Below are 12,845 nucleotides of genomic sequence, written 5' to 3'. Positions count from 1 at the left end.
GGCGGCCCGCGCGTCCACCGGCATGATCGGCCGGGTGTCCCTCCTGCGCTGGCAATTCGACCTCACCTGGTCGCTCGCCGACCTGCACCTGAACCTGCTCACGCCCGAGGACTTCCGCTGGGAGCCCGGCCCGCTGACCTGGCACGTGCGGCGGGCCGGGGACACCTGGACCATCGACTGGGCGGACACCGAACCCGACCCGGTGCCGGTGCCGACCATGGCGTGGCTCACCTGGCACGTCGGCTGGTGGTGGACCGCCGTCCTGGACCACGCGCACGGCCGGCCACCCCGCGAGCGCGAGGCGGTCGGCTGGCCCGGCGACGAGCACGCCGTGGCCTGGTTGCGCGAGCTCGCCGCCGAGTGGGCGGGCGTCCTCGGCGCACTGTCCGATCCGGACGCTCCGGCCGCGTACCCGTGGCCCGCGGACGCCGGGCTCACGATGGCCCACCAGGCCGCCTGGGTCAACGCGGAACTGATGAAGAACGCCGCCGAGATCGGGCAGTTGCGCCTGTTGCGCGCCGCTCAGGCCACGTCCGGCTGAGCGCCCTGGCGCACGATGTCGAGGTATTCGGCGATCGCGTCCCGGTTGCGGGTCAGGCAGTCGATCCGCCGGGTCATCCGGTCGAGCTCGCACTCCAGCGTCGCCAGCATCTCCGGCGTGGCGTCCGGGAAGTAGATCGTGCGGGGCTTGTTCAGGCAGGGCAGGATCTGTTTGATGATGCGGGTGGGCAGGCCCGCGTCGAGGAGGCCGCGGATCTGCAGGACCCGGTCGACGTTGTACTCCTCGTAGTCGCGGTAGCCGTTCGGCAACCGCCGGGAGACGATGAGGCCCTGCTCCTCGTAGTAGCGCAGCAGGCGCCGGGGCGTCTCGGTGCGCTCCGACAACTCACCGATGCGCATGTGCTCCTCCTCACTGCCGGTTGACCTTCACATCGATGTGATGGTTTGAGCATAGCTGGCGTGATCGAAGTACCGACGCGGAACTCTCTTCCGCTGCTCCCGTTGCTGGCCCTGACCACGGCCGCCTTCATCACCGTCCTCACCGAGGCTCTGCCCGCGGGCGTGCTGCCCGCGATGAGCGCCGACCTGGGTGTCGGCGAATCGGCGATGGGACAGGCGGTCACCATCTACGCGATCGGCACCGCGCTCGCGGCGATCCCGCTGTCGGCGGCGACCGCGGGCTGGCGCCGCAAACGCCTGCTGCTCGCCGGCGTCGCCGGGTTCGCCGTCGCCAACACCATCACCGCCGTCTCCGGCGTGTACGCGCTGACCATGGTCGGCCGGTTCGCCGCCGGCGTGGCCGCGGGCGTCGTGTGGGCGCTGCTGGCCGGATACGCGCGCCGGATGGCGCCCGAGACGCTGCAGGGCAAGGCGATCGCGGTCGTCATGGCCGGCATCCCGCTCGCGCTGTCGCTGGGCGTGCCGGCGGGCACCTTCCTCGGCGAACTGGCCGGATGGCGGGTGACCTTCGGCGTGATGTCCGCGATCGCCGTCGTGCTCATCGCCTGGATCGTCGCGACCGTGCCCGACCACCCGGGGCAGCGTGACGGCGGCCGGATCCCGGTGCGCCGCGCGGTGACCGTTCCCGGTGTCGCCGCGGTCCTGGCCGTCACGCTGCTGTTCGTGCTGGCCCACAACATCCTCTACACCTACCTGGCCACCTTCCTGCAGCGCGTCGGTCTGGGTGCCCGGGTCGACGCGGTGCTGCTCGTGTTCGGGATCGCGTCCGTGCTGAGCATCGTGTTCATCGGCGCCCGGATCGACCGCGAGCTGCGGGCGCTGACCCTCGGCGCGACGGTGCTGGTCGGCGTGGCCGCGGCGATCCTGGCCGTGCAGGCCGGCAACGCGCTGCTGGTCTACGTCGCGGTGGCGTTGTGGGGCCTGGGCTGGGGCGGAGTGCCGACGCTGCTGCAGACCGCCGCCGGCAACGCGGGCGGCGAGGCGGCCGACACCGCCCAGGCCGCGCTGGTGACGCTGTGGAACGCCGCGATGGCCGGTGGTGGTGTGGTGGGCGGTGTCCTGCTCGACGCGTTCGGGCCGGGCGTGTTCCCGTGGAGCGTCCTGGTGCTCCTCGTGCCGGTGCTGGTCATCGTGGCCGGCGCGCGGCGGCACGGGTTCCCGGTCAGGTCGTGAGCCCGAAGTCGCCTCGGTGACCGGGACCAGCCCCGTGCTGGAAACCCCGGCGGCGGGCACGGCCCCTGCGCGGCCCGCCGCCGGAGTGGCTCAGCTCCCCGGCACGCCGAGGGCGCGTTCGAAGCCCGGGGGGATCACGACGTCGTCGCGGGTGAGGTCGTGGATCGACGCCTTGCCCAGCCCCAGCAGGGCCGAGTCGATGCCGCCGCGCAGGATGTCCAGCACGTTCTCCACCCCGGCCTGACCGTTCGCGGCCAGGCCCCACAGGTACGCGCGCCCGATCAGCACGGCCTTCGCGCCCAGGGCGAGCGCCTTCACGACGTCACTGCCGCGGCGGATCCCACCGTCGAGCAGCACCTCGATGTCGCCGCCGACCGCCTCGGCGATCGCCGGCAGCGCGCGGATCGGGGCCGGCGTGCCGTCGAGGTTGTTGCCGCCGTGGTTGGACACCGAGATCGCGGTGACGCCGGCGTCGGCGGCGCGCTTGGCGTCGTCCACCCGCATGACGCCCTTGAGCAGGAACGGTCCGTCCCACTGCTCGCGCAGCCACGCGACGTCCTCCCAGGTGGGCAGGGCCGTCTGCATCCACTCGCCGTAGGCGCCGAAGAACGTGGGCGCGGTGCCGCCGGGCGGCGTGAGGTTCGGGGTGGTCAGGTCGGGCAGCCGGCGCGTCCTGGCGAACTCCCACAACCACTTCGGCCGGGTGATGCCCTCCGGGGCGAACCGCACCATCGCCTTGAGGTCCAGTTTCTCCGGGATGACCGGGCTGCCCCAGTCACGTCCGTGGGAGAACGACCAGTCCAGCGTCATGATCAGCCCGACCGCCCCGGCGGCGCGAGCGCGCTCCATGCGCTGCACCAGCACGTCGCGGCTGCCCACCCAGTACATCTGGAAGAAGGTCTGCGGGTTGGCCGCGGCGACCTCCTCGATCGGCTTGCTGGCGAACGAGCTCAGGCTCATCGCGGTGCCGCGTGCGGCGGCCGCCCTGGCCACCGCCACCTCGCCCTCGGGGTGCACGGCCTGGACCCCGGTGGGGGAGATGATCACCGGCAGCGAGATCGGCTGGCCCAGCACGGTGGTGCTCAGCTCGCGCTTGTCGGACAGGCCCGCGACGTGCGGGGCGAAGCCGAGCTCGGCGAAGGCCGCGACGTTGTCGTCGAGCGTGACCCCCCGCTCGGATCCCGCGACCAGTGCGCCGTACACCGACTTCGGCAGGCGCTTCCTGGCCCGCCGCTGCGCCTCGGCCACCGTCTCGAACCAACCGTTGGACATCGTCGTCTCTCCTGGGTCGCGCCGCCTCGCCGGCGAGGCACGCCATTTTGGCACTTGATGCCATATTAGGCCACAGTGTGTCGCGGGGCGCAAGAGCGGATCCCCGGCCGGTGGGCTTTCCGCCGTAGCCCGGCCACGGTTAGATCTGGTCGTGCCGTCCTTCGAGCCGAACGAGCCGGTCGCCCAGGTGGACGTGGCGGTGGAGCACCTCCCGGCGGCGACGGTGGTGCGTGTCGCCGGCGAGCTGGACCATCTGACCGCGCCGAAGTTCGAGGCCGTCGCCCTGCCCGCCGCGCGCCGGTGCGCCGGCCGGCTGGTGATCGACCTCAGCGCCGTGAGTTTCCTGGCGTCGGCCGGGATCGCGGTCGTGCTGGCGGCGGGAGCCGCGGCGCCCGGGCGGGTGCGCGTGGTGGTCGGCTCCGGTTTCACCCGGCGTCCGCTGGAACTCACCGGGGCCGGGGAGATCGTCCGCCTGTGCACCACCCGCGAGGAGGCACTGGCCGCGGACTGACCTCCCGCTCGGCCAGCCCGCCCCGTGCACCCCGCCCTGACCGGCCAACACGCTGCCCGGGGTGGTGAACACGCGGGGTGGGGCGTGTTTGCTCCTCGAGGCGGGTGCGGCGCGGGAGCGGATTAGCCTGCTCGGCCCTCGCCGTGCGCGACACATTCGGGTGAACTGGACCGAGGAGGGAAAGACGTGGAGGAGGGGGCCCGTGCCGCTGCCCGACTGGCTGCTCGAGGAAGTCGACGAGGTGGGGGACCGCGCCGCGTTCGCGGGTGTGGATGAACTGCACCGCGGCCTGCGTGCGCTCGCCGACCGGTATCCGGAGATCACCGCGCTGACCCGCGTCGGCACGTCCCGGCACGGCGAGCCGCTGCTGTGCCTCACGATCGACGGCGCACCGGACGACCCGGCCGCGCTGGTCTTCGGGCTGCCACACCCGAACGAACCGATCGGCGGGCTGACCGCCCTGCACCTGGCGGCCCGGCTGTGCGCCGACGCGGGGTTGCGCGCCCGCTTGCGGCACCGGTGGCGGATCATCGCCTGCATCGACCCGGACGGGTTGCGGCTCAACGAGGGCTGGCTCGCCGGGCCGATCACCCACGAGCACTACGCACGCCACTTCTACCGCCCCGCTGGTCCGGACCAGGTGGAGTGGACCTTTCCGCTCGACTACAAGGACGCCTACTTCGACGCGGTCCTGCCGGAGACGCAGGCGCTGATGCGGCTGATCGACGCCGACCGTCCGGACCTCGTGTGCTCCCTGCACAACAGCGAGTTCGGGGGCGTCTACTACTACCTCAGCCGTGCCGAGCCCGCGCTGCACGCGACCCTGCAGGCGCTGCCCGGCCATGTCGGCCTGCCGCTGGACCGCGGCGAGCCGGAGGTGCCCTACCTCGTGCGGGTCGACGACGCGATCTTCGACGGCCCGTCGACCTGCCGGGCCTACGACTACCTCACCGGTCGTGGTGAGCCGTGGACGAACGCCGGCGGGGACAGCACCAGCTCCTACGCCGGCCGGTACGGCGCGCTGACGCTGGTCACCGAGCTGCCGTACTGGACCTCCCCGGCAGCCGACGACCGGAGCCCGTCCGGGACCGGCTACGGGCCGGCGCTCGCCGCGCACGCCCGGGCGCTGACGGACCTGTCCACGGTGCTGGCGGACACCCTCGCCGCGGTCGCCGGCGATCTGATGGTGCCGGACTCGCCGTTCTGGCGGGCGAGCCGGTCGTTCGCGGTGATGATGGCGGCGGGTGCGCGCAGCGCCCGCTCCCGCAGCACCGCGCCGGAGGCCGAGCGGGTGGCGACGGTCGCCGAGGTGGCGTCCCTGACCGAGGCGACCCAGTGTTTTCGCCTGCGGTACGGCGGAATTCTGCTGCGGGCGCTGGACGGGGAACTGGCGGTGGGCAACACCCGGCCGTCCGTGCGGGCCGCCCGGGCGCGGGTCGCGGCCCGGCACGCCGAGTGGCTCGCGGCCGACGCGGGGATCGGAGACCACCGTCCGGTCCCGATCCGGGACCTGGTGGCGACCCAGTACGGGGCGGTGCTCGCGGCTGCCGAGCACCTGGCGGTGCGCTGACTGGAGGGCGCCCGGGACCGGGTGCGTGCGGCGATCGAGCGTGCGGCGACCCGGGTCCCGAGCTGGACGAGCAGGCCAGCGACGTGTTCGCGCTCCGTCAGTGGGTGCAGGACGTGCTGGCTGATGTCGGCGTGCGAGGACCTCTACCGCAGCGCCGCCAACCACCGGCTGGCCCGGCTCTCCGATGGCGGGGGGGCGGCCGAGCGTGGACGAGCTGCGCGGCCTGTCCGGGGAGGAGCAGCTGGCCGGGGCGCGGACCTGCTGCTCGGCCCGGACCCGGCCGCCGAGGAACAGGACACCACCCCTCATCGACGATCCGGCGCGCCGAGCCGCTGCTGGGCCGCCGCGACGCCGGGGACCGCGACAAGGACCAGGCCGCTGGCGGCCCGGATCATCACCGGCCACGGCGTGCGCTTTCCCGTCGTCTGACCCGTTTGCACTGGTCAGGAGCTCTGGCGAGGTGAGCAGTTTCAGGCACTGGCTCCGGGAGAGGAGCCCTCTGCCATGATCGTCTTATCGGGCAGTATGGAGGCATGGTCATGGGGGATCGTCCGTGGAGCCAGCAGGTCCAGGACGTACTGAGTCCGGGCCCAGCTGGGCGGAAGGTGCGGTGGCGGGCCCTGGTGGGCGCGTTCGTGCTGGCGTGGCTGTCGTTGTGGTGGTCGGACTGGCACTGGTGGCCGGCCACCTGGTGGTTCCTGGCACCGCTGGTCGTGGTGGTGATCCTGCCGGGCATCCGGCGCCGGGTGGACAAGACGTGGGGCCTGGTCGCCGGGTTCCTGCTGGCCGCGCTGGTGCTCATGCCCGAGGTGCCCGGCGCCCTGATCCAGCTGGCCTGGGGGCTGGCGATCGCCGCGACCGGCGTTGTGTCCTTCCGCCGGCCTCGGTCCGGCTCGGGCGCGTGGGTGCCGATCACGGCCCTGGCGGTCGGGGGTGTCCTGATCGCCGGCGGACTGGTCTGGTGGCACAACGAGTCCGACCGGAAGGCGGCCGACGCGGCCGAGTATCGGCTCTACCGACTGTCCCTGCTGTACCCGAGGTACCCACACAGGGCCGTGTGGCAGCTGATCGAGGGCATGGTGACTCCGGCGAAACGCTACCTGGTCTGCTTCATGTTCAGCCCGGCCACCGAGCAGCAGTTCGCGCGAGCGCACGGCGCGGCCGACTGCGAGGGCGCGCTGGCGAACCTGCAGCCCCAGATCACCAACTTTGACGGGTCCATTAAGCACGTGGAGATCCCGGACGATCAGACCGACTACCGCCTCGGTCGTGCGCGGCTTGACGCCTGCCATCTGGAGTTCTCCAGCCCGGGCACCGACCGGTACGACAATGACGGCCCGCAGCTCGGGGTGTTCGGGTTCGAGCAGCAGTACGACAACGGCTGGATGGTCACCAACTACGAACCCTGCCGGTAAAACTGATCTCTCCCGCACATGGCCATCACGGAGCCTGTCGCCACCGGGGTCGGAGCAAGGTCGCCCTGCCCACCACGAACACGGCCGACTCACGGGCACGTCACTGATACGCCTCGGAAGGTAGGGAATGTGAACAAGGTTTGGCCCGGATCGATGTTGGCGGTCGCAGTGCTGGCTACAGCCTGCAGCGGGCCCGGGAGCGTCAAACACAGCATCGAGGAAGTCGGTTGGGAGCTGGTCACCGACGCTCACGCGGTGATAGTGGAAGAAGAAACCCCCGACCTGCAAATCGAGCTGAAGGGCGACACCGACATCCCGTGTTCGGATGATGCGGAGCCCGAAACGTTCAAGCGTGTCTTCCGAGCCACCTGGAACGACACCAGAACCATCACCCCTGAGACTGTTTACGTCGCGACCCTCGTTTGGAATGGGAGGTTCCGTGACATCGGTTATACCTTTCGCGAAGACGTCGATTTCCAAACCCGCATCAAACAGGGCCTCGAGGACGTGGCGATCGAGGATCTCATGACCAGGAAAAGACTGGGCATCACGGTCACCCTGCGCGTACAGATCGCCGCCCCGAACGTCTCGATCGATATGAGCACCCCGTGCCTCGGCAAGGCATCCAGCGACAGCTGAGCGCGAATGGCCGGTCTCTTCGTCAAGAACGAAGCGGACGATATCCAGCAGTTCGGCTGCTTCCGTTGATCGAGTTGATCCCACAGGATTTCATGTGAGATCAACTCGCCGCACTCGCCCATCCCGTCGGGAGGATCCGTTGAACCTTCGCCGCGCAGCGACCCTGATCGCCGCCGCTGTCTGCGCCGCGGTCACCGCCACAGCATGCGCGACCACCGTCACCGGCGCGGCCCGGCCCGCCTCGGGCCTGCGCCCCGGTACTGACGTCTTCGTCGGGATGGACGCCTGCCGTGTGCTCGACCAGCTCCTCGCCGGACAAGGGTTCAGCCCCGGCGAGAAGGAACGCTCCACCAACGGATGCACCGCCAGCAAATACGGATTCGGCAGCTACGCACTCGTCCTCGACCCGGTGCAAGGTCTCGAGGTCTTCCGCACCAGGTACCCCGGCACCAGCGAGATCAGCATCAACGATCGCCGCGGTCTCTACTTCTACGACCCCCGCTTCCAGTTCTGCGCCCTCGCCCTCGAAGTCACCGAACAATCCCGGGTACTGGTCCTCGCCTCGGCGATCAAATCGGGCCAGGACCAGGCCTGTCAGAACGCCCAGGGCGTGGCCCGCCGCCTCGAACCGCTACTGCCCACCCCGCCGTGACGAGAAGAGACCTTCAGCTACGCCGTCGAGGTCGCCTGGCCGCTGTGCCGGCGTTCTTCCCGAACCGCCGATCGGTGCGCAGCCGGTGTGCTTTCCATCGGCCGGTCGAACTGCAACAACGCTTCCAGCGGATCGAAGCGGTGATCACCTCTGTGCCGCGTCGATCCGGACCTCGATGACGCCGGGCACGCCGGCGCGGATTCCGGAAGCGTGGCGGGTGCCAAGCAGGGGCGGTAGCCGCGCAGCACGATGCCCGGCGTTCGTGCGGGGCGGAGTCCGCCCCGCACGAACCGCCGGTGTGGATCATCTCGATCCGCCGCGAGCCCGGTGCCCATGCCGGATCAGGGTATGCGCACGGTCAGCGGTCGAACACCGTCAGCGGTCGAACACGTCCTTCGCCGCGTCCTTGATCTTCTCGCCGGCCTGCTTGACGTTGGCCTTGCCCTGGTCGCCCTTGCCTTCGGCTTCCCACTGCTCGTTGCCGGTGGCCTTGCCGAGCCCTTCCTTGGCCTTGCCCTTGAGCTCTTCCGCCTTGTTCTGGGCCTTGTCGTCGTCGCTCATCATCGGTCCTTCCGGTCGGTGAGCGCCCGGGGTACCCGGTGAGGCGATCGTTATTCCCTCGACATGTTCATTCCAGGCCGTCGCGGTCGGCCCAGGCCAGCAGCGTCTCCAGCGAGTAGGCGGTGTCATCGATGCCGGCGTGCAGGTCACCGAGCCGGGCGAACCGGGCGGGCACCGTCGCGATCGTGCAGTCGCCCGGTTCGACCTCGTCCACCTCGTCCCACCTGATGGGTGCCGACACCGTCGCGTCGGGGACACCGCGCACCGAGTAGGCGCTGGCGATCGTGTGGTCGCGGGCGTTCTGGTTGTAGTCGACGAACACCAGCGCCGGGTCGCGGTCCTTGCGCCACCACGTCGTCGTGGCGTCCTCCGGCGCGCGGCGTTCCACCTCGCGGGCGAACGCCAGCGCCGCCCGGCGCACCTCGGCGAACCCCCACCGCGGCTCGATCCGCACGTAGATGTGCAGCCCGCTGCCGCCGGACGTCTTCGGCCACCCGGTCGCGCCCAGCTCGTCCAGGACCTCGTGTGCGACGTGCGCCACCCGCCGCACCCGGGAGAACGGCGCCGCCGGACCGGGGTCGAGGTCGATGCGCCACTCGTCGGGTTTCTCGGTGTCGGCCCGCCGCGAGTTCCACGGGTGAAACTCCACAGTGGACATCTGCACCGCCCAGATGACGTGCGCCAGCTCGGTCACGCACAACTCGTCGGCGTGCCGGTCGTACCGCGGGAAGTGCACCCGCACGGTCTCCAGCCACCGCGGCGCCCCGGCCGGCACGCGTTTCTGGTGCACCTTGTCGCCGCTCACCCCGGACGGGAACCGGTGCAGCATGCACGGCCGTTCCCGCAGGGCGCGCACGATCCCGTCGCCCACGGACAGGTAGTACCGCGCGAGGTCGAGCTTCGTCTCGCCGCGGGCCGGGAAGTAGACCCGGTCCGGATGCGAGATCCGCACCGTGTGCTCCCCGACCGCCAGCTCCACCGCCGAGTCCTTGGCCATGGCCTCGAACCTAGCCGCTGCGCGCGGTCACAGCGCGGCGGAATCGAGGAAACGCACCACCTCGTCCCAGCTGCCGGCGCCGCCGGGCAGCGGCAGCCACGACTCGTGCAGGCCCGCGGTGAGCACCGGCAGAGCGGGCAGATCGGGCCACGGACCGGGCCGCGGTGCGATCCCGGCCGCGACGGGCAGTGCGTGTCCGGCCGCGGCCCACGCGGCGAGGTGCGCGCCCTGGCCGAGCCCGGCGACGGCGGTGGCACCGGCCGGCACACCCACGCGGCGGCGCAGGTGGTCGAGCGCCCCGGCGATGTCGGCGGCCAGGTCCGCGGTGCGCAGCGCTTCGAAGCGCCCGTCGGGGAAGACCCGCCCGCCGGTGTCGTAGTAGAGCAACGGCGCGACGGCGAGGTAGCCGCACCGGGCCAGCGCCCGGCAGCCGGCTTCCGCGGCGTCGGTGAGCCCGTGCTCGTCGTGCAGGACGATCACCGCCGAGCGGACGGGGCCGTCCGGGAACCGCACCAGCAGTGGCGCGGCGGTCTCGAGCACGCGGCGCCGCCGGTTCGCCGGGGCGTGCCCGTGGTGGTGGCTGGTCGTGGGCGTGGTCATCAGCGGTCCTGCCCGGCCGGGACCGGGACCGGAGGCACGAACGGGCGCGGCGCGGGATCCAGCGCGGTCACGTCCACCTCGATCACCGCGGGCCCGTGCTGCGCGACGGCCTTGCCCAGGGCCTCGGCGAACGCCTCCGGCCTGCCGACGAGCTGGTAGGGCAGGTCGAGGGCCTGGGCGAGCCGGGAGAAGTCCGGGGTGTAGAGGTCGACCCCGGCGCGGGAGCCGCCGTGGTGGTCCTGCATGTTGCGGAGCACGCCGTAGCCGCCGTCGTTGAACACGACCAGCACCAGCCAGGGCTTCTCCTGGGCGAGCGTGCCCAGCTCGCCCAGGTGCACCGCGAGCCCGCCGTCGCCCGCCATGACCAGCGTCGGCGCGTCCGGCTTCGCGATCGCCGCGCCGATGCCGGTCGCCAGGCCCTGCCCGATGCCGCCGCCGACCGGGAACAGGTTGGTGCGCGGGTGGTGGATGTCCAGCAGCCGGTTGCCCCACTGGCTGGACGGGATGGTGACGTCCCGCGCGATCACCGAGTCCGGTGGCAGGCCCGCGCGCATCGCATCGCAGATTTCCCGGTACGGCCCGATCGCCTCGCGCAGCTGCGCACGTACGGCCGCCCGGGTCGCGACGGCCCGCGCCCGCCACGCCGGATCGCCCGCCGGCACGGGCAGCTGCCGCAGCACGGTGGCCGCCTCCCCGGCGATGCCGGCCGTCGCCGGGTGGACGCGGCCCAGCGCGGCGGGATCGACGTCGATCTGCACGTGCGCCGCGGGCAGCGCCAAGTGGTAGTGCCTGGTCTCGTTGGACCGGAAGTGGGTGCCGATCGAGATGAGCAGATCCGCCTCGGCGAGCAGGTCCGCGGCGGCCGGGTGGGTGGCGAAGTTGCCCACCACCAGCTCGTGGTCCTCGGGCAGCGTGCCCCGCCCGGAGTTGCTGGTGAACACCGGTGCGTGCAGCCGCTCGGCCAGTGCCCGCACCTCGGCGCGGGCGCCCACCGCACCACCGCCGGCCCAGATCACCGGGCGCCGCGCGGCCGCGATCAGCTCCGCCGCCCGCGCCAGCGCGCCCGGGTCCGGCTCCGGGACCGGTTCCGGCGCCTCGGGCCCGCGGGGGGTGACCTGGTGCCGCGCGTACTGCAGGTCGATCGGCCACTCCACACTCGACGGTCCACACGGGAGCGAGAGGGCGTGCCGGACCGCGCGCCGCAGCACCGGCCCGGCGTCCGCCACCGAGGAGATGGACGCCGCGTGCTTGGACACCGCGGTGAGCATGCCCAGCTGGTCGCGGGTCTCGTGGATGACGCCCCGCCCCTGCCCGAGGTAGGGCGAGTCGATCTGCCCGGTCACGTGCAGCACGCGGCTGCCCGCGGTGAGCGCCTCCACCAGCGAGCCCGCGGCGTTGCCCGCGCCGGTGCCGGTGCTGGTGATCGCCACGCCCAGGCCACCGCGCGCGCGGGCGTACCCGTCGGCCGCGTTGACCGCGGCGGCCTCGTGCCGCACCGGGACGAACCGCAGCCGCGCCGCGACCGCCTCCACCAGCGGCAGGTTGTGGACGCTGACGATGCCGAAGGCGGTGTCCACGCCGTTGTCGATCAGGACCTGGGCGAGCAGGTCGCCGCCGTTGCCGTGTGCCACAGTTTTCTCCTTGCGCCGGGGCGGCTCGCGCCACCGCGGGGTCTGATGTTCCGCTACCGCACCGCTGGGTGAACGTCGCTAGACGTAGCGGGCGACGCCGCCGCCGACGTCGAGGGCGGAGCCGGTGATGTAGGAGGCGCGGGGGGACAGCAGCGCCACGATCGGGAACGCGACCTCCTCGGCGGTGCCGAGGCGGCCGAGCGGGATGCCGCGGTCGCCGGCGAGCGCGGCGGTCCACTCGTCCCAGGACCGGGTGGTGCCGGACTGCTCGTACCGGCGCCGCCACTGGCCGGTGTCGACCAGGCCGAGGCAGACGGAGTTGACCCGCACGTCCGGTGCCAGCTCGGTGGCCAGTGTCTTGGACAGGTTGAGCAGGGCCGCGCGCGCCGCGGAGGTCGCGGCGAGCCGCGGCTCGGGCTGGCGGGACAGGATCGCGTTGACGTTGACCACGGCCGCGCCCGGCCGCAACCAGGGCTGCGCGGCGCGGACGACGTGCAGCACCGAGAAGATCTTCAGGTGCAGCTCGTCGCGCCATTGGTCGTCGCCGGTGTCGGCGAGCCGCGCCATCAGCGAGCGACCGGCGTTGTTGACCACGCCGTCCAGCCCGCCGAACTCCTCGCCGGCGCCGGTGACGAACCGGCGCACGTCGTCGGCGTCCAGGACGTCGCAGGCCGCGGTGCGGAGCCGGGCACCGTGCGCGCGGGGCAGGTCGGCCAGCGCCTTCTCCAGCCGCACGCCGTCGCGGGCGCAGGCGGCGACGTGCGCGCCCTCCGCGAGGAGCAGCGCGGCGGTCGCCAGGCCGACGCCGGAACTGGCGCCCGTGACGACGACGGCCCGCCCGGTGAGTCCGAGGTCCATGACAAC

Annotated in this window: 14 protein-coding genes; 7 read left to right on the top strand and 7 right to left on the bottom strand. The window is 72.2% G+C overall.

Going from position 1 to position 12,845, the window contains the following annotated elements; translation table 11 throughout:
• Positions 1-34 precede the first annotated feature (34 nt).
• Complete coding sequence (locus FHX45_RS06670; RefSeq protein WP_341771378.1) at positions 35-541, top strand: DinB family protein; 507 nt, start codon at positions 35-37, stop codon at positions 539-541.
• Here FHX45_RS06670 and FHX45_RS06665 read toward each other — a convergent pair.
• Positions 523-900 carry a MerR family transcriptional regulator gene (locus tag FHX45_RS06665; protein ID WP_167097644.1) on the bottom strand — a complete coding sequence of 126 codons (378 nt, stop codon included), beginning with the start codon at positions 898-900 and terminating at the stop codon, positions 523-525. The two genes, FHX45_RS06670 and FHX45_RS06665, sit on opposite strands and share 19 nt — an antisense overlap.
• Before the next feature lie 60 nt (positions 901-960).
• On the opposite strand from FHX45_RS06665, the gene FHX45_RS06660 reads away from it, so the two are divergent.
• Positions 961-2,133, top strand: coding sequence for an MFS transporter (locus tag FHX45_RS06660; protein ID WP_167097642.1), 1,173 nt, complete (start codon positions 961-963; stop codon positions 2,131-2,133).
• A gap of 90 nt (positions 2,134-2,223) precedes the next feature.
• On the opposite strand, the gene mftD is transcribed toward FHX45_RS06660, so the two are convergent.
• A complete protein-coding gene (gene mftD / locus FHX45_RS06655; RefSeq protein ID WP_167097640.1) occupies positions 2,224-3,405 on the bottom strand; it encodes a pre-mycofactocin synthase MftD in 1,182 nt (393 codons plus the stop codon).
• A gap of 151 nt (positions 3,406-3,556) precedes the next feature.
• Between mftD and FHX45_RS06650 the strand changes: the two genes are divergently transcribed.
• The 5 genes from FHX45_RS06650 (at position 3,557) to FHX45_RS06630 (ending at position 8,192) form a co-directional block, all read left to right on the top strand.
• Positions 3,557-3,916 (top strand): anti-sigma factor antagonist, encoded by a 360-nt coding sequence (locus FHX45_RS06650; protein ID WP_167097638.1) that lies wholly within the window; start codon positions 3,557-3,559, stop codon positions 3,914-3,916.
• Positions 3,917-4,118: 202 nt separating this feature from the next.
• On the top strand, positions 4,119-5,486 hold the full coding sequence (locus FHX45_RS06645) for a M14 family zinc carboxypeptidase (protein WP_167097636.1): 1,368 nt from the start codon (positions 4,119-4,121) through the stop codon (positions 5,484-5,486).
• Positions 5,487-6,025: 539 nt separating this feature from the next.
• Positions 6,026-6,901 (top strand): energy-coupling factor transporter transmembrane component T family protein, encoded by an 876-nt coding sequence (locus FHX45_RS06640; RefSeq protein ID WP_167097634.1) that lies wholly within the window; start codon positions 6,026-6,028, stop codon positions 6,899-6,901.
• 129 nt (positions 6,902-7,030) lie between these two features.
• Positions 7,031-7,540 carry a hypothetical protein gene (locus FHX45_RS06635; protein ID WP_167097632.1) on the top strand — a complete coding sequence of 170 codons (510 nt, stop codon included), beginning with the start codon at positions 7,031-7,033 and terminating at the stop codon, positions 7,538-7,540.
• 139 nt (positions 7,541-7,679) lie between these two features.
• Positions 7,680-8,192, top strand: coding sequence for a DUF3558 domain-containing protein (locus FHX45_RS06630; protein ID WP_243868935.1), 513 nt, complete (start codon positions 7,680-7,682; stop codon positions 8,190-8,192).
• Between the two features lie 375 nt (positions 8,193-8,567).
• On the opposite strand, the gene FHX45_RS06625 is transcribed toward FHX45_RS06630, so the two are convergent.
• The 5 genes from FHX45_RS06625 to FHX45_RS06605 form a co-directional block, all read right to left on the bottom strand.
• Positions 8,568-8,753 (bottom strand): CsbD family protein, encoded by a 186-nt coding sequence (locus tag FHX45_RS06625; RefSeq protein ID WP_167097630.1) that lies wholly within the window; start codon positions 8,751-8,753, stop codon positions 8,568-8,570.
• A 67-nt stretch (positions 8,754-8,820) separates the two neighbouring features.
• Positions 8,821-9,750 carry a non-homologous end-joining DNA ligase gene (gene ligD, locus FHX45_RS06620; protein WP_167097628.1) on the bottom strand — a complete coding sequence of 310 codons (930 nt, stop codon included), beginning with the start codon at positions 9,748-9,750 and terminating at the stop codon, positions 8,821-8,823.
• A 27-nt stretch (positions 9,751-9,777) separates the two neighbouring features.
• Positions 9,778-10,350: a dienelactone hydrolase family protein gene (locus FHX45_RS06615; protein WP_167097626.1), complete on the bottom strand. Its 573-nt coding sequence runs from the start codon at positions 10,348-10,350 to the stop codon at positions 9,778-9,780.
• Entirely contained in the window at positions 10,350-11,981 is a 1,632-nt protein-coding gene (locus FHX45_RS06610) for a thiamine pyrophosphate-binding protein (RefSeq protein WP_167097624.1), read from the bottom strand. The genes FHX45_RS06615 and FHX45_RS06610 overlap by 1 nt, the downstream gene beginning before the upstream one ends.
• A gap of 78 nt (positions 11,982-12,059) precedes the next feature.
• Positions 12,060-12,839, bottom strand: coding sequence for an SDR family oxidoreductase (locus FHX45_RS06605; RefSeq protein ID WP_167097622.1), 780 nt, complete (start codon positions 12,837-12,839; stop codon positions 12,060-12,062).
• Between the last annotated feature and the right edge of the window lie 6 nt (positions 12,840-12,845).

This window comes from Amycolatopsis granulosa, from assembly GCF_011758745.1.
In the GTDB taxonomy this organism is placed as follows: domain Bacteria; phylum Actinomycetota; class Actinomycetes; order Mycobacteriales; family Pseudonocardiaceae; genus Amycolatopsis_E; species Amycolatopsis_E granulosa.
The sequence above is the reverse complement of the archived record's forward strand: the minus strand, read 5'-3'. Positions and strand labels throughout refer to the sequence as shown.